Origin of the sequence: Luteimonas sp. TWI596, from assembly GCF_039674105.1 — a bacterium.
Lineage (GTDB): Bacteria > Pseudomonadota > Gammaproteobacteria > Xanthomonadales > Xanthomonadaceae > Luteimonas.
This window is the reverse complement of the sequence record NZ_JBDJMU010000002.1, coordinates 141,100-160,980: the sequence shown is the minus strand read 5'-3', so window position 1 is coordinate 160,980 and position 19,881 is coordinate 141,100. Positions and strand designations below refer to the sequence as shown.

Sequence of the window (19,881 nt, the reverse complement as noted above, 5' to 3'; positions counted from 1 at the left end):
CAGGCAGCACCACGTCCTGCGCTACGCTGTGCGGATGACCATCGACCGCAACCAGCGTCCGCTCGAGGACAGCATCCACCGCGACCTGTCCGGGCGCTTGACCTATGGCGGCTACCTGCGCCTGGACCTGCTGCTCGCCGCCCAGCAGCCGCTGTCCGATCCGCCACACCATGACGAGATGCTGTTTGTCGTGCAGCACCAGGTCTCGGAGCTGTGGCTGAAACTGATGATCCACGAGCTGTCGGCGGCCATCGCACACCTGCGCCGCGACGAAGTCTGGCGCTGCCGCAAGGTGCTGGCGCGCTGCAAGCAGGTGCTGCGGCAGCTGACCGAACAATGGTCGGTGCTCGAGACGATGACGCCGGCCGAGTACATGGAGTTCCGCGATGTGCTGGGCCCCTCGTCCGGATTCCAGTCGCTGCAGTACCGCACGGTCGAGTTCCTGCTCGGCAACAAGAACGCCGCGATGCTGGAGGTGTTCGCGCACGACCCCGACGGCCAGGCCGGCTTGCGCGCGGTGCTGGAGCAGCCAGGCCTGTACGACGAGTTCCTGCGCTATCTCGCACGCTGGGGGCATCCGGTCGCAGCGGCGCACGTCGCGCGCGACTGGGCGCAGCCACACGTGTTCGATGCAGACCTGGTGCCGGTGCTGCGCACGATATACGAGGACACCGATCGCTGGTGGCGCGAGTATTCGCTGTGCGAGGACCTGGTCGACCTGGAGAGCCAGTTCCAGTCGTGGCGCTTCCGCCACATGCGCACGGTGATGCGGATCATCGGCTTCAAGCGCGGCACCGGCGGCTCGAGCGGCGTGGGCTTCCTGCGCCAGGCGCTGGAGCTGAGCTTCTTCCCCGAGCTGTTCGAGGTCCGCACTCACCTTGGCCAGCCGACGCCGGCGGTGCCCGACTAGGCGCCGGCAGGTCCGATGGCCCTTTCCGGCAATGCGCTGCCGCTGTGGCTCCAGGCCCTGGCCTGGACCGCCTCGATCGCGGTGCTGCTGCGCCAGGTCGGCGCGTTGCGCACGCACATCCGCACGGCCACGCCCGACACGCTGCGCGTGCTGCTGGCCGCGACCCTCGCGCTGGCGGCGATGCGCTGGTTCAACACGGCCGCGCTGCAGGGCGTGATGCTCCACTTCCTGGGCGCAACCATCGCAACCTTGCTGTTCGGCGCCGGTGTCGCCTGTTGGTCGATGGCCGCCGTCAGCCTGACCGGCGTGCTGCTGGGCGCGGCGTGGCAGGGCTGGGCGGCCGACTTCCTGGTCACCGGCGCGCTACCGGTCGCCGTCACCGCCCTGGCCTCACGCGCGGCACGGCGCTGGGCGCCGCGCAACATCGTCGTCTACGTGATGCTCAACGCCTTTGCGGCCGCCGCTCTGGCGATGGCGGCCTCGATGCTTGCCAAGGCCGCCTTGACGGCCTGGCTCGGCGGCCGCACGGTCGATGCCTACCTGACTGCGACGCCGCTGCTGATGTTTGCCGAGGCGTTCTTCTCCGGAACGGTCATGGCCCTGATCGTGGTCTACCGGCCACACTGGTGCGTGAGTTTCGACGACCGCGCCTACCTCTGGCCGCAGGCGCCCATGTAACCGGACCGGCGGCCGCGCACCTCTGCTCGAGGCAGCGCCGGATCGCCCGACGGGCCCGGATCACGGCCACGGTCCACCGCTCTGCCCGCCTCTTGGGCAGCCCACGGCCTGGCACGGCGGCGTGCGCGCGTCATCTGGGGGCGCCCCCAGCACCGCCTTCACATGGCGCACACTAAAGTGCGCTCCCCATTCATCATGAACAGGAATCGCAACGATGGCGATGTTGACCGCGACGATCGCAGGCGGGCTGATGGGCTTCGGCCTGATCAACTTCATGGCCCACAAGGCCAAGAGCGCGAACCACCCATGGGACGTGCGCGAGTTCACGGCCGAAGGCGACGTACTGGGCCGGGTCGACGCCTGGGCCGCGGCCAACGGCTACAAGCTGCGCAGCGACGACGGCCGCCGCCGCGTCTACCAGAAGGGCATCAACGTCCTGACCGCGCCGATGCGCCTGGACGTCGAGCGCGACGGCAACCGTTACACCACCCGCAGCTACGTGCACGTCGACGGCCTGCTGCTCAAGGGCGACCTCGCGCTGTCCTACCCGGGCGTGATGGCCAAGCTGCCGCGCGCCAATGCCCTCAAGGTGCAGAACCAGCTTTTGGCCGATCTGGGCCAGCCGCCGCTGGGCTGACCCACCTGTCGCCTCCGCCTACATCGTCGATGCCGGTGGGGGCGATATCGGCGCGCACGGTCAGCGCGCCATGCGATCGAGCCAGGCGCACAAGCCCTGCGCGTTGAGGGCGATGTCGCCGCCGAGCACCTCGCGCACGCGTGCCGGTGCGTCGGCGATGCCGTGGGCCACGGCCCGCTCGGTATAGAGCCGGACCAGGCCGTCGACGATCACATCCTGGCGGTCGTCGCGCCCATCGGCCGCCTGCGCGATGGCGACCATCGCGTCGATCACCGTATGCAGGTCGCTGGCGAGCCGCACGCACTCGGTCACCTCGCCGTAGTGCGCGATCCGGATCGAAACCGGCGCGCGCGCCAGCAGCCGATCGATGGAGGCATGCATCTGCTGCGGATCGAACTGCACCGGCGAGGTCGTCGGCACGATGAAGGCCCCCGCGTCGGTGTCGAGCTCGCGATAGGAAATGCCGAAGGTGTCGCCGGCGAACCAACTGCGGGTGGCTGCGTCCCAGACGCTGTAGTGGTGGCGCGCGTGGCCGGGCGTGTCGACGCAGACCAGCGCCCTGCCCGCCAGATCGACGACATGGCCGTCGTCGGCGATCACCACGCGCGACTCGGGCACCGGCAGCATGCCGGCATGGTCGCGCGCGAAGTCCGCCTCGCCGTACACCGCCTTCGCACCGGCAATCAGCCGCGTCGGATCGATCATGTGCGGCGCGCCGCGCGGATGCACGACGAGTCGCGCGCTGGGCAGCGCGCGCATCAACGGCCCGGCGCCGCCGGCGTGGTCGAGATGCACGTGCGTGACCATGACCCAGTCGACCGATGCGCGATCGACCCCAGCCGCATCGATCGCGGCGAGCACGCGCGGCGCGCAGGTCGCGGTCCCGCAGTCGATCAGCGCGGCGCGCCCTTCACTGCGCACCAGATAGGCGGCGCATAACGCCGGCCGCACGTAGCCGGTGTCGATGATCGTGATTCCGCCGCTGTCGTCGCGCATCGCATCGCTCCAGGTCGCTGCCGGCAGTCTAGGCCGTGCGTTGGAAGACGCGCATGGGCCTTTGGTCGTAGGCGTGGCCGGGTCTGGCCTCAGTCGCGCGGCCGCAGGATCGCCAAGCGCAGCACGAACGCGGCGCCGAGCACCGCCAGGAACACCCCGTAGCCGACCGCGGTCGCCAGGATCTGCTGCCACATGTGGCCATGCACCGGATCGGCGCTCGTCTGCGCCCAGTAGATCGAGACCATGAAGGCGGCGACCGACACCGCCAGGCTGGCCAGATCGTAGAGCACGCGCCGCACGCCACGCGGACGCCGGGGGTAGACCCAGAACAGCACGCCGAGGATCGCGAACCACGGCAGGAACAACAGCAGTGTCAGGTTGAACTCGACGAGCGGGTTCATGATGCCGCCTTCTCCACCTCCGCCGCAGCGATTGCATCCAGCGCAGCCTGCACGTCGGCCAGCGCAACGCCCTCGCCAAGCGCGGCCGGCGCCTGCGCCGGTGCCAACTCACCGCGACGCAAGCGCGCGATGGTCTGCCCCGCCTCGCGCGGCGCGTCGAAGCCGTGGCTCTGCAGCAGCACCCGATCGCCGTCCACGAGCTTGAAATAGAACCGGCCATCGTCCTCACGGTACTGCTTGAACTGTGGCGGCTCGTTGCGGATCGCGGCGGCCCCGGCGGTGGCCGGCACCGCCACGCGGCCCAGATCGCGCAGCCCGACCGCATCGCGCAGTTGTGCCAGCAGCGGCGTGGCATAGCGCTCGCGCAGCCGGCGCCCGCCATCGCGCAGGATGTCCTCGATATCCGACGGCCGCGCGATCAGCGCCTCGTAGCGCTCCCGCATCGGCGCGATCTCGCGCTCCATCACATCGAGCGCCTGTTGCTTGGCCTCACCCCAGCCGATGCCATCGGCGAAGGCCTGTGCGAAGGCGGCCGTCTGCTCGGGCGTGGCGAACGCCTGGTAGAGCTGGAACAGCGCCGAGCCTTCGGTGTCCTTCGGCTCGCCCGGCGCACGGGAGTCGGTGAGAATCGAGAACACCAACTTCTTGAGCTGCGCAGGCGGCGCGAACAGCGGAATGGTGTTGTCGTAGCTTTTGCTCATCTTGCGGCCATCCAGGCCGGGCAGCGTGGCGACGTCGTCGTCGATCACCGCCTCGGGCAACGTGAACCACTCGCGCCCGTACAGATGGTTGAAGCGCTGCGCGAAATCGCGCGCCATCTCGATGTGCTGGATCTGGTCGCGCCCCACCGGCACGCGGTGGGCGTTGAAGATCAGGATGTCGGCGGCCATCAGCACTGGATAAAGATAGAGCCCGGCGGTCACCGATGCGTCCTCATCCAGCGCCTGGGCCCGATTCCGGTCCACGGCAGCCTTGTAGGCATGTGCCCGGTTGAGCAAGCCCTTGCCTGCCACGCAGGTCAGCAACCACATCAGTTCGGTGGTTTCGGGCACGTCGCTCTGGCGGTAGAACCAGACCTTCGCCGGGTCCAGACCGGCGGCCAGCCACGTCGCCGAGACTTCCAGCGTCGAGCGCTGTACCCGGGCCGGGTCCTGCGTGTTGACCAGGCTGTGGAGGTCGGCGAGGAAATAGAAACTCTCGGTGCCCGGCGCCTTGCTGGCGGCGACCGCGGGGCGCACGGCGCCGACGTAGTTGCCGACATGCGGCGTGCCAGAGGGCTTGATGCCAGTGAGGACGCGCAGGGGACGTTGTGACATGACAGCAGCGACAGACCAGGGAGTCCCAGTCTACCTGTTCGACTACGGTCGATCGCGGCGTGCGCCGGGCGGCGAGCGTGGTTGCGGAGACTGCACCAGTCATCGAGCTCCGAGGGTCATACGAAGACGGGCCGGTCGCCCGGCCCGCCTCGTACGGCATCGGATGCCGGCCAAGCGCGTCAGTCGAGGGTCTTCTCGAACTCGCGCACTTCCTTTTCGGCGCGGTCGCGTTCCCAGCCGTACTTCTCCTGCAGCTTGCCGGCCAGGTACTTGCTGTCTCCGGCCGCCACGTCGAACACGTCGTCGGTCAGGTCACCCCACTTGGCCTGGGCCTTGCCCTTGAGCTGCGTCCACTTGCCGGAAATGATGTCTTTGTTCATGGTCTTTCTTCCTTCTGGGAATCGGAGGCCTGCCGCCGGTGCGGTGCGATGCGCCATCGCAGCGGGCTGTCGTGATCCTCTCGTAGCGCGCATCAACTGCCGGTCAAGAGACCATGATGCCGGCCTTCACATCGCTGCTGCGCACTCGGGCTGCACTGACGATCAGGCGTGGCACCACCGCGCGACGGTCCCAGCCGCACAAGAAAAAGCCGGCTTTCGCCGGCTTTTTCGGGGTCAACGCGAAGCAGCGCGATCAGGGACGGCGCGTGGTGGCGCCCGTGTCGTTCGCACCGTCTTCCATCTTCTCGCCCACCTTCTGGACATCCTGGCCGGCGCCGCGGACAGTGTTGCAGGCACTCAACGTGCCGGCGGTGAACAGAGCGAGCAGCAGAAGGGCAGTCAAACGCTTCATCGGGATTCTCCAGGGATTCTTGGCGGGCGATTGCGTGACGCCGCAACCGTTGGGCGGACTATAGGAGCCCGCGGTGTGAATGCCGCGTGCACCTGGCCGCGAGCCGCATCTCCCCATTCATCGTCTCGATGCGTCGGGGGGACCTGCGCCCTCAGTCCCGCATCAGGGTCGACTTGCCGAACAGGCTTTCGACCAGGTCCACTGCCAGTTCGGCGGTCGCATTGCCATGATCGAGCGCGGTGTTGACCTCCACCACATCCAGCGATCCCAGCCGCCCGGTATCGGCGATCATCTCCATCACCAACTGCGCCTCGCGATAGTTGATGCCGCCCGGGACCGGGGTGCCGGTGCCAGGCGCGATGGTCGGGTCGAGCACGTCGACGTCGAAGCTCACATGCAGATGGGTGTCGGCGTCGACGCCCTCGAGCGCCTGCTCGACCACGCGCCGCATGCCGACCTCGTCGATGTAGCGCATGTCGTAGATGTCCAGGCCATGCGCCTTGACCAGGCGCTTCTCATCCGGATCGACCGAGCGGATACCGATCTGGCGGAACTGGTCGACGCGTGTGGCCGGCGTCTCGCCGCCCAGCCCAGTCAATACATCGGGCCCGATGCCGCACAGGCAGGCCACCGGCATCCCGTGCACATTGCCCGACGGGGTGATCTGCGAGGTGTTGAAATCGGTGTGCGCATCGAGCCACAGCACGCGCAGCGTCTTGCCGACAGCCTGACAATGGCGCGCGACCGCCGCGATCGAACCGATCGCCAGACAGTGGTCGCCGCCGAGCATGATCGGCATGCGCCCGCGCGCGAGTTCCGCCGACGAGGCCTCGAGCACCGCCCGGTTCCAGGCGACCACCTCATCCAGATGCCGGTAGCCGCCCTGCGGGCCCTGCCACGGATTCCGGGGCCCCTTGAGGTCGCCCAGGTCGACGACATCGATCCCCCGTGCGAGCAAGGCCTCGGCCAGACCGGCCACGCGCAGGCCTTCTGGCCCCATCGAGGCGCCGCGACGTCCTGCGCCCACATCCGTGGGCACACCGAAGATCGAGACCGGCGGGTACGCGTGCTGCATGGCTTCTCCTGGGCAACTGACGGACGCAGGCCGCGGCGGGCGAGGCCGCGCGGACGACGGATCGACACCGTGCGGCCATGGGGAGGCGCCTGGGCGGCGCGGGTCGCGGAAACGGCGTCTGGATGGTGCCGGTCGCCAGGTCCGAAACCCGGGCAACCGACTGAACTGGTTTAAAGCTTCGAGCAAAACAGGAAGCGTTCCCGAACGTTCCACAGGCACGCGACCAGCAACACGTGCAGTCTAGCAGCCGGGCCTGCCATGCTCCGAACCTGCCCCACCCGATCAGAAGGACAGATCATGCACAAACGCGCGGGACTGGCCCTCCTGTTTGCCGCAGCGGCAACGGTACAAGCGCATCCGGGTGGCCTCAACGCAGAGGGCTGCCACAACAACCGGAAGACCGGCGACTATCACTGCCACAGGTCGCCATCGGCGCCGGCACCGGCACCACAGCGGCTCGCTCCGTCAACCGTCGAGCCTGCCACCGGATGGTCGTATCGCAACTGCACCGAGGCCCGGCAAGCACGCGCAGCACCGGTCAGGCGCGGAGAGCCAGGCTATGGCCCGCACTTGGACCGGGATGGGGACGGCGTCGGTTGCGAGTAGCCAATACGGCCGTCCACACCCTGTTCTGCCGCGCCACCGACCTACGCTGTGCGCGCCTTTCAGCAACGCCGAGTGCGCGAAGAGCAGTTGAGAACTGACGGGGAGCACCGCGCCAGCGTCGCGCGGGTCGCAGCCCATGCGACCACGGCCGGGATGATGCCCGGCATGCCTTACAGATCAGCCGCCAAAGCCGCCCTCCTGCGCTCTCGCGAGCCGCACGTGATCCCACCTGCTGGCCTGGCCAACATGCCGTCGCTCGGCGATTCATTCCTCAACGACCGCGGCTGGCGGAATCCGCTGCGCGGCGAGCACGTCGATCGGTCTCGGTGGGAGGCCTACAGGATCGGGCCGGAGTCGTCGCGCGTGCTATCGAGCGTGCGACTGCTGGAGGACGGCATGTTCGAGGTCACCAGCGGCGAGGGGTTCGCCCGCGTCTCGGATCCGCAAGCCGCATTCGAGTTGGCCGCAGGCTGGGCGATCGCAAAGCTGCCAGATTGACGCGGACGCGCTACGCAAGAGCGCTCGGAAATGCCACCCAAGCGCCTGCGACCAGCACCAATACGACGCCGGCGCCAGCTGCCAGAACCACGCTGCAGCCCATGGCACGACCGAGCTTCGCTTGCCGGCCGGACCTGGTGGTGGGGATGCCAGTCATTCGCGCGAAGTCGCGCTTGGCCTTCGTCACACCCAAGACCTTGTTCCACGAGACGACACTTTTCTTGCGTCTAGCCATTGCGCTTCCCTCCGCATTCGGTCTTTCCTGACTGTGCGCGTTCGGTGTGACTTTTCCCCAATCAGCGCGCGGCGCAGCGATACGCGGCCCGAAGCGCCACGTCGACACCGGTACCGACTTCTGCCTCCTGCAGCTTGCGCGGCGCGTGTGCTGCGTACACCACGAAGCCCTCGATCACCTCGCGGTGCGATGCACCGACCGGGAAGCAGTACGGGTTGCCTGGCGCGACGAACGTGTTGTCGATCACCGCCTGCACGTAGGCAAAGCAGTAGGCGCCGCGCGCTGCCTCGGCGGCAGGTGGCTCGTCGCCAGGGATCCATGGCTGCAGGGCATCCCGGCACCAGGTCGCGAGTTCGCCGACTGTGCGCGGCGGCTGATCGACGCCGGAGGCCGACACCGCCGGCGCCAGTAGCGCGATCACAACCGCGGCCACGCCGGCCGCGATGCCTCCCTGCTTCATCGTCATCCCCTGGACGGCGTCGGTCCGATTCTATCCAGGCCGAGGCCTGGGCGTTCGTGCTCCCCCGCCGCTTGGGATGACCTGGAATCGGAAGATGGTGCCGGCACCCGGGTTCGAACTGGGGACCTACCGCTTACAAGGCGGTTGCTCTACCAACTGAGCTATGCCGGCATGGGGCGGCGAGGCCGCGCGGGGATTCTAACCTGCATCCTGGGTGGTGGCGCAGTGGCCGGGTTCGGCCCGGGGCGCGCCGGTGCGCGTGCGCAGCGCGGCATCGGCCGTCACCGCATCGACCAGCGCGTCGAGCCAGGGCTGCACCTGGCCGCCGATCGGCTCGGCCTGCGCGGCGAAACCGGCGGCACGCAGGGCCTCGACGCGTGCCCGCGCGGGCGCTTCGCTGTCGAAACGCCCCAGCGCGATGCCGTGCGCGTCGTCGCCGTCGGCGATCACGTACTGGTCCTCGATGCCGGCCGCGCGCAGCCGTGCTGCGACCGCGTCGGCCGCGGCGCGATCACGCTGCGGCGGCAGCCAGACGCGCCAACCGCGCGGCGCGACGGCAACCTCGCGCGCGAAGACGCGCACGCCATCGCCGGCCAGACGTCGGCGCGCGGCCTCGCGTGCGGCGGCGTCGGCAAACGGGCCAAGTGCGACGCAGCGCAGCGCTGCCGCCGCGTCGCCATCGCTGTCGCCATCGAGCACCGCGACCTCCTCACCCTCGAATGCCTCGGCCAGCGGCACCGGCCCTGGCGACGCCGCCTGCGGCGCGAGCAAGGTCAGGGTGGGCGCGGTCTCCGTAGGGAGAGGCGCCGATTCGGCCGGCGTGTCGCGCAATGCCCACCAAGCGGCGACACCGAGATTGAGGATCACCAGCAGCAGGACGATCGCGCGCAGCAGCATGAGGGTCTCCTAGGCATCGGTCCTGCTCGGCCGCGCGCGGTACCAGCGCGCCAGACCGGCCAGGACCAGATCGGGCCGCATCTGCGCCCGCGGCAGGTGCGGCTGCAGGTCCGCCGCGCCGCCGCCGTGCAGCAGCAGGTCGGGCGTGACGCCGATACGCATCTCGGCCTGCACGAGGCTGCGCTCGACCAGCGCCACGGCGGCGCCTTCGCAGCCCGAGGCCAGCGCATCATCGGTATCGCTCGCGAACTCGAGATAGCGTCCGCCCGTCGCGGGCAGTTGCGCGACCCGACGCTGCAGGGCTTCGCGCATCAGCGTCGGCGACGGCGCGATGCGCCCCCCCAGGTGCCGGCCGTCGGCGTCGAGCAGATCGATCGTCAGTGCGGTGCCGACCCCGACCACGACGACGGGCGATGCGGCCTGCGCGCGCGCCGCCAGCAGAGCGAGGAAGCGGTCCACGCCCAGCCGCGTCGGGTCGGCATAGGCGATCGTGACGCCATCGAGCGCCGGCAACGTGCGCGCCAGCTCGACCTGGGCGCCGCGTGCGGCCAGCGCGTCGAGCAGCACCGCCCGCAGCGCTGGTGAGGCGACGCTGGCCACCACCGCGGTCTCGATCCTCGGCGGCAGGCGTTCGATCCATGCCGGATCCAGCCCGCCGACCGCATGTGCCGTCCCAGCCACGGGCCCGATGCCCACGCCGTCGAGCGGGGCGTACTTGAGTCGGGTATTGCCCAGGTCGAACAGCCAGACCGTCATGTCGCGTTCCCGTTGCGCACGCTGACTTCGCCTGCGTGGAAGGTCCTGACGCCGTCGTCGAAGCGGACGCGCAGCGCGCCGTCGTCGGCGATGCCGTCGGCCGCGCCCTCGAGCACGCCGGTCCCGGTCTGCACCCGCACCGCGCGACCGGCCAGCGCGTCGACCGCTGCGAATGCGGGCAGGAACGCCGCCAGGCCGTCGCGATCGAAGCGCGCCAGCGCCGGGATCCAGGCGCCGATCACCGCGGCGGCCACCGCATCGCGGGACGGCAGTGCGGGCGCCAGTGTCGCCAGGTCGATCCAGGGCTGGTCGATGCGAGCAGCGTCGGCGGCAGGCATCCGCACATTGATGCCGATGCCCAGCACCGCGCGCACCGGCCCGGCATGCTCGCCGCCGCCTTCGACCAGCACGCCGCCGAGTTTGCGCAGTCCGGCGCTGTCAGACACCACAAGATCATTGGGCCACTTGAGCCGCACGTCGCCGAAGCCGAGCCCGTGCAGGGCCTCCACCGCGGCGATGCCGGCCACCAGGCTCAGCCCCCCCAAGCGCGCGAGCCCGCCCTCGAAGCCCCGCTGGAGCGACAGGTAGATGTGCGCGGCCAGCGGCGAGCACCAGCTCCGGCCCCGGCGCCCGCGCCCGCCGGTCTGGCGTTCGGCCAGCAACGCCTCGGCGGCCGCGCCCGGCATGGGCCGGCGCAGCAGTTCGGCGTTGGTCGAATCCAGGGTCCAGGCCACATCGAGCCGATCCAGGCCCGCGCGCGCCTCGGCCGGCAATGCCGCAACGATCGCGTCGCGGTCGAGCAGCGACACCGGCTGGGCAAGCGCGTAGCCCTGCCCGCGCCGGGCCTCGATCGGCACACCGGCCTCGCGCAGCAGGCCGATCCGCTTCCAGACCGCCGCGCGTGTCTGCCCGGACTCGCACGCCAGCACATCGCCCGACACGGGGCCGGCGATCAGCCGTTCCAACAAGGCACGCTCGGCATTCAGCGTGGGCATGCGGCGGTCGCAGGGAGATGGGGGACGGAGGCGGCCATGCGGGCGATTATCGGCGAGCGCGTGGCCGCTGTCGTGCGCTGCTGCGACGCAACGTCGCGGGCGCGCAACCTGCGCTATAGTCGCGGGATGTCCGCGTCCGCCTGACTGTCCGGGGTCTTCGATGTCGATACGAGCGATGTTCTGCGCGCTGCTGTTCGCTGCCTGCCTGCCGGCGGCGGCTCGCGAAGCGCGCGTCCCCGGGCCCTCGGACACCCCGCCCTGCGCCGCGGCAGCGCCCGCGTCGGCCCCCGAAACGGCCGGCAGCGATGCCGTCCGGCGCCCGCCGGCCAGCGCCTCGAAGGCCCGGCCGGCGACCTCCGGCGGCATCGAGAGCGACGGCCCGCTGCGCGGCCCGCGCTGGCACAGCTTCCTGCCCGGCATGTTCCGCTGAGGCGACGGCCCCGGTCGTGCGTTCGCTGATCCGGCGCCTGTTCGATGGCGCCCCGCCCCCCGTCCCCGATGCGGACTGGGCGGCCATCCGCCGCCAATTGCCTTGGGTCCACGCACTCGACGACGCGCGCGCGGCGCGGCTGCGCACGCTCGCAGCGCGCTTTGTGCACCGCAAGACCATCACCCCGGTCGCCGGCCTGGCGCTGGACGCGCGCGAGCGGCTGCTGCTCGCGGCGCTGTGCTGCCTGCCGCTGCTCGAGTTCGGTGACGAGGGCCTGCATGGTTGGTCGCAGTTGATCGTGTATCCGGACGCATTCAGGGTGAACCGCAGCCACGTCGACGCCGCCGGCGTGATGCACGAGTGGGACGACGAATTGATCGGCGAAGCCTGGGAGAGCGGGCCGCTGGTGCTGTCGTGGGCCGACATCCAGAGCGACATCGCCGAGCCCGATGGCGGCTTCTGCGTGGCCGTGCACGAGATGGCGCACAAGCTCGATGCGCTCGATGGCGTGCTCGACGGCACTCCGCCGCTGCCGCGTCCGTGGCAGCGCGCCTGGGCGCAGGACTTCCAGCGCGCGTTCGATGGCTTCGTCGCGCGCGTCGACGCCGGGCACGACACCGCGCTCGACCCGTACGCGGCCGAAGCGCCCGAGGAATTCTTCGCGGTCTGCAGCGAATACCACTTCAGCGCGCCGGCGTTGCTGCGCGACGCGCTGCCCCAGGTTGCCGCGCACCTCGCGCGCTTCTACGGCCCGTCGCCGTTGGCGTAGGCCAGCGCGGCGCCGTCGCGACAGGCGGCCGCCGATGCCGGTCAGAAGCCCGGCGGCAGGCGCACCGAGAAGCAGGCTCCGCCCAGTTCCTCCGAGCGCCCGACGTGCAGTTCGCCGCGGTAGCTGTGCACGATGTCCTGCACGATCGACAGACCGATGCCGTGTCCCTGCACACGCTCGTCGCCGCGCACGCCGCGCTGGAGCACCGTCGCCACGCGATCGGGCGGAATGCCGGGACCGTCGTCCTCGACCACCAGCACCAGTCCCGGCCGACGGTTGGGCGCGGTGTCGCCCGAGCGCACCGTCAGCAGCACCCGGGAGCGCGCCCACTTGAAGGCGTTTTCGAGCAGATTGCCGAGCAGCTCCTGCAGGTCGCCCGGCTCGCCATGGAAGCGCGCCGCCGCATCGATCTCGAACTCGCAGACCGCGCCCTTGGCGGCGTAGATCTTCTCCAGCCCGCGGACGATCTGCTCGGCGTGCGGTTCGATTTCGATCGCGGCCGAGAACAGTTGGTGGCCGCTGGAGGCCGCGCGTGCGAGCTGGTAGGTCACCAGGTCGGTCATGCGCTGCAGCTGGGTCTCGACCTCCTCGCGCAACTCGGCCTCGCCGGTGCCGGCGTCGAGCCGCGAGCGCAGCACTGCCAGCGGCGTCTTGAGGCTGTGCGCCAGGTCGGACATCGTGTTGCGCTGACGCGCGAGGTGCTCGCGCTCGCTTTCGATCAGCGCGTTGATGCTCTCGGTCAACGGCAGCAGCTCGCGTGGATGCTGCATGCCCATGCGGTCGGCCTGTCCGCGTTGCACGCGTACCAGTTCGTGCTCGACCCGCCGCAACGGCCACAGGCTCCAGCGCACGATCAGCGCCTGCAGCAACAGCAGGATCATGCCCGCGATGCCGAGGTTGACCCACAGCGCGGCGCGGAACACCCGCACCTGGCGCGGCACGATGCCGGCATCCTCCATCACATAGATGGTGTAGGCGAACTCGTCATCGGTACGCGTCTCTTCCGGTGACCACAGCAGGCCCAGGCCGTAGCGGTAGACCTCGCCCGGCGAGCCGTCACTGCGCACGATCGGCAGCGGGCCTTCGAACTTCTCCTCGCGTGCACCGAGCATCGTCGCCTCGGGCAACTGCGGGCCTGATGCCGAACGCGAGGCCCAGGTGCCGCTGGGCAGCACCACCTCGGCGTACAGGCCACTGCCCGGGCGCAGGAAGCGGTCGTCGGGTGGCGATTCGGACGGCAGGTAGATCTCGCCGCCGCGCAGGAACTCGATGTCGCCCGCGTAGGCGTAGACGTAGTTGCGCAGGCGCTCGCGCTGGCCTTCGCTGGCGACGTCGATGAACGCCCGGTCGAGCGCATACCCGGCCAGCGCCAGGAACGCGAGCAGACCAATACTCGCCGCCAGCAGCTGGCGGGCCTGCAACGAGCGCGGGCGCCAGCGCGAAGGGCGCCGCGCCTTGCTCTTGGGGCGTCGGGACTCAGCAGGCATGACGGATCACAGGCGTGGACGGCAGCCCGGACGCGTGGCGGCAACGGGCCGGAGGGCGCGATCGCCGGCCGAGCGTTTCACCCCTCGCCGTTGCGCGGGATCGCGAACCGGTAGCCACGGCCGCGCACGGTCTCGATCGGCTTGAGCGCGCCGTCGGGGTCGAGCTTCTTGCGCAGACGGCCGATGAACACCTCGAGCACGTTGGAATCGCGATCGAAATCCTGCTGGTAGATGTGCTCGGTCAGATCGGCCTTCGACACCAGTTCGCCGGCATGCATCATCAGATACTCGAGCACCTTGTACTCGTAGCTGGTCAGATCGACGTTCTTGCCGTCGACACTGACCGTCTGCGCGGCCAGGTCCAGCGTCACCGTGCCGCACTCAAGCGTGGGCTTGCTCCAGCCCGCCGCGCGGCGGACCAGCGCATTGATGCGGGCGAGCAGTTCCTCGACGTGGAACGGCTTGACCAGGTAGTCGTCGGCGCCCTGCTTGAGGCCATCGACCTTGTCCTGCCAGCTCGAGCGCGCAGTGAGGATCAGCACCGGAAACTGCTTGCCCTCCTCGCGCAGCGCCTTGATGAGCTCCATGCCCGACATCTTCGGCAGCCCCAGGTCGATGATGCCCACGTCGAACGGCACTTCGCGGCCCATGTACAGGCCCTCTTCGCCATCCTGGGCGGCATCGACGGCGAAGCCTTCGCGCTTCAGCCGGGCGGCAAGGGTCTCACGCAGGGGAGCTTCGTCTTCGACGAGCAGGATTCGCATGGGGTCAACTCCGGTCGAACGGCCGGACCGGCCGTGAATTGGGGGCGAGAATGCAGGATCAATCGTCGTCGCCGCGTGCACGGGCGGCCCGTCCGCGCTGCTGCGGATCGTCGACGTACACCCGGACCCGGCCGCTATCGTCCATCACCTTGACGCGATTGACGTCGCGGCCGTCGGCATGCATCCGCTCCACGCTGAGCACCCGGCCCCGCGTCGTGCGTTCGATCCGGCGGACCGAATCGGACATGGAATCCTGGGCGCCCCGCGGGCCCACGTTCTGTCGTCCCCACGAGGCCCGCATATCGGGCCCGCTGCGGACGTCCCCCATCTGCGGGCCCTCTTGCGCCCGCACCGTCACCGCCGCGCCCGAGGCGCAGAACGCCACGGCGAGCAGGATCAGGGAAGTGGGGCTGGACGACAGGGCAGGCACGGCCGCTCCTTGAGCGTGGGTCGGCTGACGAATGCATGGCATGGTCGGGCGAAGGCGGTGAATCCGTCCTTAACTTTTCGTTGACAAGGCTGTCTGCGTTCAGTTTCGAAGGGGGTCCCGATCATGTCCGGATTCGCCACTCCATGCAACGGCGTTGGCTGCCACGGTCGGCGTCGTCACGCCGGCACCGCAGTTGCCTCCAGCGCCTTTTCGACCAGCGCCCAGTCGGCGCCCGGCCGGTGCGCGCCTTCGCTGAGGATCTGCCGGAAGCGCCGCCCGCCGGGCTGCCCGTGGAACAGCCCCAGCACGTGACGCACCACGTGCTTGAGGGCCACACCCTCGGCCAGCCGCGCCTCGATCCAGGGACGCAACGCCCGCAGCAGGGCCTTGCGCGGCCGTTCGCTACGCCCCCACAACGCGGCATCGAGCCGGTGCAGCAGATAGGGGTCGTGGTACGCGGCGCGGCCCAGCATCACCCCGTCGACATGCGCCAGCTGGTCGTGCGCCGCCTCCAGGGTCGCGATGCCGCCGTTGACCACCACCGGCAGCGCCGGCCGCTCGCGCTTGAGCCGCCAGGCCCAGTCGTAGCGCAGCGGCGGGATGTCCCGGTTCTCCTTCGGCGACAGCCCTTGCAGCCAGGCGTTGCGCGCGTGCACCACCACCATCGACGCGCCGGCGGCGACCACGCCATCGACGAACGCGGCGAAGGCGGCGTAGTCGTCATCGCCATCGACCCCGAGCCGGCATTTCACGGTGACCGGCACCGGGCTGGCCGCGACCATGGCCGAGACGCAGTCGGCGACCAGCGCCGGCTCGCGCATCAGGCAGGCGCCGAACCGCCCGGCCTGCACCCGGTCCGAGGGGCAGCCGCAATTGAGGTTGATCTCATCGAAGCCATGCTCGGCCGCGATCGCTGACGCCTGCGCCAGCAAGGCCGGGTCGCTGCCGCCCAGTTGCAGCGCCAGCGGCGCCTGCTCGGGCGTGGCTGCGAGCAGCCGCGCGCGATCGCCGTGGATCACCGCGTTGGCATGCACCATCTCGGTGTACAGGCGTGCACCGGGCGCGAGGATGCGGTGGAACTGCCGGCAGTGGACGTCGGTCCAGTCCATCATCGGGGCGACCGAGAGCCGCAGGGCGTCGGGTTCGAAAGCGTACATACGGATTTCCGTCGGGCTGCGACGTGCTGGCCATGTCGCCGGCGCGGGCGTCGCGCGAGGCCCGTCGCGTTGCGCAGGCCGTGCAGGGCCGGCCATTGTGCGCCCCCGCGCCTGATGCCTCAAACGCGGCCGCCCGGATGACCGGGCAGGTCTGTGCGCGCCGGGGCCTGCGACACGGCGGATGCAGTGACGTTGCGATGCTGCAGGGATCGCGCCGCAATGCGCACCGAGGGTCCGTTCGATGGTCTTCGTCTTCCTGTTCACCGCGCTGTTGCTCGTCTGGAGCCTGGGTGCGGTGCTGTCGTGGCGCGACACGCGTCGCACCAGTGACGCGCTGGCCTGGGTCGCCGGCCTGTTGGCGCTGGCAACTGCAGCGGCATTCGGGGCTGGGCTGGTCGGACTTGTGCGCTACGGCGACTGGCAGGCGTTGACGACTGCGCAGGCACTGCATGCGGTGTTCGGCGAGGGCAGCCTGGCGTTACGCCGCTCGGAATGGGGCTGGCTCAACCGGCTGTCAGGCGTCTATCTCGGGCTGGACCTGGGCTGGACGCTGCTGATGCTGTGCGCGGCGCAATTCGCGTCGATCGGCTTTTGGTCGACGCGGGCGCAGCAACAGCGTGCCGCACGTCGGGCGACTCGGTCCAGATAGCCAGTGCGATTCTCCGCGGACAGTTGGATTCGGCGCGCAGCGCCTGTGGATTCATCGGCAGCGCGGATCGGCGCTCTATCGCTGTCCGCCCTCTCCGCGGCGGCAGCCGCGTTGCGTCGCGAACCCGCTCCTGACGCCGATGGTGGGGTGGGCGGCAGCGATCGCGATCGCGTTCAGTCGACGATCGGCGCATCCGCTGGCGGGCGACGCGCCGGGAACGCCGTCGACACCGGCACCACCTGCACTTCGGCCTGCGCGGACCGAAGATCGTTCGCGCCGATCTGCGAGCCCTCCACCAACTGCGTGCCGTGTACGCTCGACTGGCTGACGATGCGCACCAGCTCGCTCGACCCGTCGGGCCAGACCACGCGGAACGTCTCGCCGGCCGGCAAGGTCCGGAACGGCGTCGCACTCTGCGCGCGATACAGCGCGGCGACCTGCGCGGCGCCGAGGCGGCGTTGCTCGGGCGGCGCTTCGATGGTCGTCTCCGCGACATCGGCCAGGCCGGTGTAGTGGTCGCCGATCGCATCGACGACCACGCCGGCCACCGCGACCGAGTAACCGAGGAACACCACGGCCCAGAACCAGAACCGCACCCTGCGCGAAATTGCCCGCTGCTTCATCTCATCACCATCCCGACCTGCCGGTCGCGTCGTAGTTCAGCTGTCATCTGATCGATCTGTTCCGCGTCTTCCGGTGGCGACGCCTGCCGGACGAACGTCGAGAAATCCTGTGTTTCATCCTGAGCGCAGATGCCGCCCTCGGCGCAGTACCGGGTCATCAACGCCCCGTTGCCGCTGCAATCCAGCCCCAGGCCGCAGGCCGCGTTCTGCCAGGCGGTCTCCGCGTTCTGGGAGCCGGCCACGCGCCCAGCCAGCGCCGGGTCCCCAGCCGCCGCCTCGCCCATCGCCGGGGCCAGCGCCGCGTAGGCGTCCGGGTCGGCCGATTCGAGCACGCGCTCCACCAGCCCGCGGCGATAGTCCTCGTCGTCGGCAAGCGGCGCGCCCATCGACAGCAACGCGGCCTCGGCCGGCAGGCTGCCGGCCAGCGCCGCCTCTCTCCGTTGCTCGACCAGTTGCACGAAGCTCGGCGCGTCGTCGGCGACGAAACGGCCGCAGCGGCGCTCGATCCGGGCCCGTGCTTCGCGCAGCGGGCGCGCAGCCGGCAAGGGCAGGCTGGCGAGCAGCAAGGTATCGCGCGCGTAGTCGACCGGCGCCCGCGCATAGCCGGCGCAATACTCATGGATCCGGCTGACCAGCCAGCGTGCTTCGGCGTCCCCGCTCTCGGCCATCGGCTGCAACCGCTGGGCGAGCGCGAACAGGTCCTGCGACCGCTCGAAGGCCTGCCGGGGTGAGACCGGGACCGTCGAGGCTGGGCCGTGGGAGGTGGCATGGCGGGTCGTTCTGCCCAACCGCGCAGTCGCCTTCATCGCGGCCCCGGGGGGCGGCGACGTCACAGATGCATCGCCCACGGGCGCCGCATCGCGGCCCCGGTTCGCGGCGGCCGGCGCGTCGGCACGCGAGAACGCCAGCCCCAGGACCACGGCGGCGACGAGCGCGAGGACAGCGGCGACTCTCAGATGCAAGGCGGGCTTTCCGGCAGGTCCGGGCAGGAGCGGGATCGCCCACGCCGAACCATTCGGCCTGGGCGGCGAAGCCGCCGGCGGGCAAGAACCGGACGGGAAGGCGATTGTAGCCCATCGCGCCGGCCCTCCCGGCCGGGCCGGCGCGCGCAAGTTGTGACCGTTATCACGCCATCACGCGCTTCCCTGCCCCGTCGCGCCCGGCCGACCTCACCGCCACCCGCAATGCGGACGCGGGCGCGGGCGTCACCGCGCAGGACGTGGACGGCAATCGCACCGCCGCGACGCCGTCCGACAGCATCGAGCAGGGGCCGCTGTCGGCACCGGTCGGCGAGCCCGCCCCCCGCCGCCCGACCCGCCGCCGGCCTCCGACCGGCACCGCGGCCTTTACGCGCCGGGACATGGGACCGAAGATGCCGGCCCCACGTCGCGGAAATTCACCATGCCTCACCTCGAACTGAGCCTGCGCTGCAGTGAAGCCGAGCAGCCCCGCTATGCACGCGCGCTCGAAGATGTCGGGGCCCTGGCGGTGACGATGCTCGACGCCGACGCCGACACCTCCAACGAGCAGGCGATCCTGGAGCCGGGTGTCGGCGAGACGCCGTTGTGGAACTCCGTGGTACTGACCGCGCTGTTCGAGGTCGACACCGACGCGTTGGCACTGCTGGCCGCGCTCGAATCCTTCGATGGCGGCCTCGACTGGACCCGGGCGGGCTTTGCCAAGGTCGAGGACCAAGACTGGGAACGGGCCTGGATGGACCAGTATGTGCCGCTGCGCTTTGGCGCGCGCACCTGGATCGTGCCGTGGAACAGCGAGGTGCCCGAGGAGGCCGGCGACGACGCCGCGATCGTCCGCCTCGACCCGGGCCTGGCCTTCGGCTCGGGCACCCATCCCACGACCTCGCTGTGCCTGCAGTGGCTCGACGGGCTGGCCGCCGATGGCGCGCTCGAGGGATGCACCGTGCTCGACTACGGCTGCGGCAGCGGCATCCTCGCGCTGGCCGCGCTCAAGCTCGGCGCCGCGCAGGCGATCGGCGTCGACAACGATCCGCAGGCCCTCCAGGCCTCGGGCGACAACGCCGAGCGCAATGGCGTGGACACGGCACTGACCGTGTTCCTGCCCAGCGACGCGCCGCAGACGAACTATCCGGTGGTGGTCGCCAACATCCTCGCCACTGCGCTCGATGCCCTGGCCGAAACGCTGGCCGAGCGGGTCGCGCCGGGCGGACGGATTGCGCTGTCGGGCATCCTCGACGGCCAGGAGGAAGCGCTGCTGCGCCGCTACCGCCCGTGGTTCGAGCAGTTGGCCGTCGCGCGCGAGGGCGATTGGGTGCGCATCGACGGCGTGCGGCGCTGAGCCC

The 19,881-nt window shown here is 70.2% G+C and carries 25 protein-coding genes and 1 tRNA gene; 9 read left to right on the top strand and 17 right to left on the bottom strand.

The annotated features are described in order from the left end of the window. The first annotated feature begins 34 nt into the window (after positions 1–34). The 3 genes from ABE487_RS02140 to ABE487_RS02130 all read left to right on the top strand — a co-directional run bounded on the left by ABE487_RS02140 (position 35) and on the right by ABE487_RS02130 (position 2,225). The gene (locus ABE487_RS02140; RefSeq protein ID WP_346441736.1) at positions 35–910 is read left to right on the top strand and encodes a tryptophan 2,3-dioxygenase family protein; all 876 of its coding nucleotides are present in this window, start codon (positions 35–37) and stop codon (positions 908–910) included. Positions 911–925: 15 nt separating this feature from the next. Further along, on the top strand, positions 926–1,588 hold the full coding sequence (locus ABE487_RS02135; RefSeq protein ID WP_346441737.1) for an energy-coupling factor ABC transporter permease: 663 nt from the start codon (positions 926–928) through the stop codon (positions 1,586–1,588). Between the two features lie 214 nt (positions 1,589–1,802). After that, positions 1,803–2,225 (top strand): hypothetical protein, encoded by a 423-nt coding sequence (locus ABE487_RS02130; protein ID WP_346441738.1) that lies wholly within the window; start codon positions 1,803–1,805, stop codon positions 2,223–2,225. 60 nt (positions 2,226–2,285) lie between these two features. On the opposite strand, the gene ABE487_RS02125 is transcribed toward ABE487_RS02130, so the two are convergent. The 6 genes from ABE487_RS02125 to rocF all read right to left on the bottom strand — a co-directional run bounded on the left by ABE487_RS02125 (position 2,286) and on the right by rocF (position 6,805). Further along, a complete protein-coding gene (locus ABE487_RS02125; RefSeq protein ID WP_346441739.1) occupies positions 2,286–3,221 on the bottom strand; it encodes an MBL fold metallo-hydrolase in 936 nt (311 codons plus the stop codon). Positions 3,222–3,310: 89 nt separating this feature from the next. Continuing rightward, positions 3,311–3,622: a hypothetical protein gene (locus tag ABE487_RS02120; RefSeq protein WP_346441740.1), complete on the bottom strand. Its 312-nt coding sequence runs from the start codon at positions 3,620–3,622 to the stop codon at positions 3,311–3,313. Beyond that, a complete protein-coding gene (locus ABE487_RS02115) occupies positions 3,619–4,938 on the bottom strand; it encodes a tryptophan--tRNA ligase (RefSeq protein ID WP_346441741.1) in 1,320 nt (439 codons plus the stop codon). Before ABE487_RS02115 ends, ABE487_RS02120 begins: the two co-directional genes overlap by 4 nt. Positions 4,939–5,117: 179 nt before the next feature. Beyond that, positions 5,118–5,318 carry a CsbD family protein gene (locus tag ABE487_RS02110; protein ID WP_183427715.1) on the bottom strand — a complete coding sequence of 67 codons (201 nt, stop codon included), beginning with the start codon at positions 5,316–5,318 and terminating at the stop codon, positions 5,118–5,120. 253 nt (positions 5,319–5,571) lie between these two features. After that, positions 5,572–5,730, bottom strand: coding sequence for an entericidin A/B family lipoprotein (locus ABE487_RS02105; protein ID WP_346441742.1), 159 nt, complete (start codon positions 5,728–5,730; stop codon positions 5,572–5,574). A 151-nt stretch (positions 5,731–5,881) separates the two neighbouring features. Next, positions 5,882–6,805 carry an arginase gene (gene rocF / locus ABE487_RS02100; RefSeq protein ID WP_346450762.1) on the bottom strand — a complete coding sequence of 308 codons (924 nt, stop codon included), beginning with the start codon at positions 6,803–6,805 and terminating at the stop codon, positions 5,882–5,884. Positions 6,806–7,063: 258 nt separating this feature from the next. Between rocF and ABE487_RS02095 the strand changes: the two genes are divergently transcribed. Together ABE487_RS02095 and ABE487_RS02090 are read left to right on the top strand one after the other, a co-directional pair. Beyond that, positions 7,064–7,411 carry an excalibur calcium-binding domain-containing protein gene (locus ABE487_RS02095; RefSeq protein WP_346450761.1) on the top strand — a complete coding sequence of 116 codons (348 nt, stop codon included), beginning with the start codon at positions 7,064–7,066 and terminating at the stop codon, positions 7,409–7,411. Positions 7,412–7,483: 72 nt separating this feature from the next. Then, positions 7,484–7,909 carry a hypothetical protein gene (locus tag ABE487_RS02090; protein ID WP_346441745.1) on the top strand — a complete coding sequence of 142 codons (426 nt, stop codon included), beginning with the start codon at positions 7,484–7,486 and terminating at the stop codon, positions 7,907–7,909. Between the two features lie 296 nt (positions 7,910–8,205). Here ABE487_RS02090 and ABE487_RS02085 read toward each other — a convergent pair whose 3' ends face one another. The 5 genes from ABE487_RS02085 to birA form a co-directional block, all read right to left on the bottom strand. Continuing rightward, entirely contained in the window at positions 8,206–8,604 is a 399-nt protein-coding gene (locus tag ABE487_RS02085; RefSeq protein WP_346441747.1) for a Rap1a/Tai family immunity protein, read from the bottom strand. 95 nt (positions 8,605–8,699) lie between these two features. Continuing rightward, a tRNA-Thr gene (locus ABE487_RS02080) sits at positions 8,700–8,775 on the bottom strand. Between the two features lie 27 nt (positions 8,776–8,802). After that, positions 8,803–9,501 carry an SPOR domain-containing protein gene (locus tag ABE487_RS02075; protein WP_346441748.1) on the bottom strand — a complete coding sequence of 233 codons (699 nt, stop codon included), beginning with the start codon at positions 9,499–9,501 and terminating at the stop codon, positions 8,803–8,805. A gap of 9 nt (positions 9,502–9,510) precedes the next feature. Continuing rightward, entirely contained in the window at positions 9,511–10,257 is a 747-nt protein-coding gene (locus ABE487_RS02070; RefSeq protein WP_346450759.1) for a type III pantothenate kinase, read from the bottom strand. Next, entirely contained in the window at positions 10,254–11,252 is a 999-nt protein-coding gene (gene birA / locus ABE487_RS02065) for a bifunctional biotin--[acetyl-CoA-carboxylase] ligase/biotin operon repressor BirA (protein WP_346450757.1), read from the bottom strand. Before birA ends, ABE487_RS02070 begins: the two co-directional genes overlap by 4 nt. A gap of 160 nt (positions 11,253–11,412) precedes the next feature. Between birA and ABE487_RS02060 the strand changes: the two genes are divergently transcribed. Together ABE487_RS02060 and ABE487_RS02055 are read left to right on the top strand one after the other, a co-directional pair. Beyond that, positions 11,413–11,682 carry a hypothetical protein gene (locus tag ABE487_RS02060; protein WP_183427774.1) on the top strand — a complete coding sequence of 90 codons (270 nt, stop codon included), beginning with the start codon at positions 11,413–11,415 and terminating at the stop codon, positions 11,680–11,682. A gap of 16 nt (positions 11,683–11,698) precedes the next feature. Beyond that, positions 11,699–12,451, top strand: coding sequence for a M90 family metallopeptidase (locus ABE487_RS02055; protein WP_346441751.1), 753 nt, complete (start codon positions 11,699–11,701; stop codon positions 12,449–12,451). 41 nt (positions 12,452–12,492) lie between these two features. Here ABE487_RS02055 and ABE487_RS02050 read toward each other — a convergent pair whose 3' ends face one another. The 4 genes from ABE487_RS02050 to dusA form a co-directional block, all read right to left on the bottom strand. Beyond that, the gene (locus ABE487_RS02050; RefSeq protein ID WP_346441752.1) at positions 12,493–13,938 is read right to left on the bottom strand and encodes a sensor histidine kinase; all 1,446 of its coding nucleotides are present in this window, start codon (positions 13,936–13,938) and stop codon (positions 12,493–12,495) included. A 77-nt stretch (positions 13,939–14,015) separates the two neighbouring features. After that, a complete protein-coding gene (locus tag ABE487_RS02045; RefSeq protein ID WP_232115533.1) occupies positions 14,016–14,702 on the bottom strand; it encodes a response regulator transcription factor in 687 nt (228 codons plus the stop codon). Positions 14,703–14,760: 58 nt separating this feature from the next. After that, positions 14,761–15,132, bottom strand: coding sequence for a hypothetical protein (locus tag ABE487_RS02040; protein ID WP_346441753.1), 372 nt, complete (start codon positions 15,130–15,132; stop codon positions 14,761–14,763). A gap of 176 nt (positions 15,133–15,308) precedes the next feature. Next, positions 15,309–16,289, bottom strand: a complete 981-nt coding sequence (gene dusA, locus ABE487_RS02035) for a tRNA dihydrouridine(20/20a) synthase DusA (protein WP_346450755.1) — start codon at positions 16,287–16,289, stop codon at positions 15,309–15,311. A 241-nt stretch (positions 16,290–16,530) separates the two neighbouring features. Between dusA and ABE487_RS02030 the strand changes: the two genes are divergently transcribed. Then, positions 16,531–16,938, top strand: coding sequence for a hypothetical protein (locus tag ABE487_RS02030; protein WP_346450753.1), 408 nt, complete (start codon positions 16,531–16,533; stop codon positions 16,936–16,938). Positions 16,939–17,111: 173 nt separating this feature from the next. On the opposite strand, the gene ABE487_RS02025 is transcribed toward ABE487_RS02030, so the two are convergent. Together ABE487_RS02025 and ABE487_RS02020 are read right to left on the bottom strand one after the other, a co-directional pair. Beyond that, positions 17,112–17,561, bottom strand: coding sequence for a hypothetical protein (locus ABE487_RS02025; protein ID WP_346450751.1), 450 nt, complete (start codon positions 17,559–17,561; stop codon positions 17,112–17,114). Then, positions 17,558–18,523, bottom strand: a complete 966-nt coding sequence (locus tag ABE487_RS02020) for a hypothetical protein (protein ID WP_346450749.1) — start codon at positions 18,521–18,523, stop codon at positions 17,558–17,560. Before ABE487_RS02020 ends, ABE487_RS02025 begins: the two co-directional genes overlap by 4 nt. A 439-nt stretch (positions 18,524–18,962) precedes the next feature. On the opposite strand from ABE487_RS02020, the gene prmA reads away from it, so the two are divergent. After that, on the top strand, positions 18,963–19,877 hold the full coding sequence (prmA, locus tag ABE487_RS02015) for a 50S ribosomal protein L11 methyltransferase (RefSeq protein WP_346450748.1): 915 nt from the start codon (positions 18,963–18,965) through the stop codon (positions 19,875–19,877). Positions 19,878–19,881: the final 4 nt, after the last annotated feature.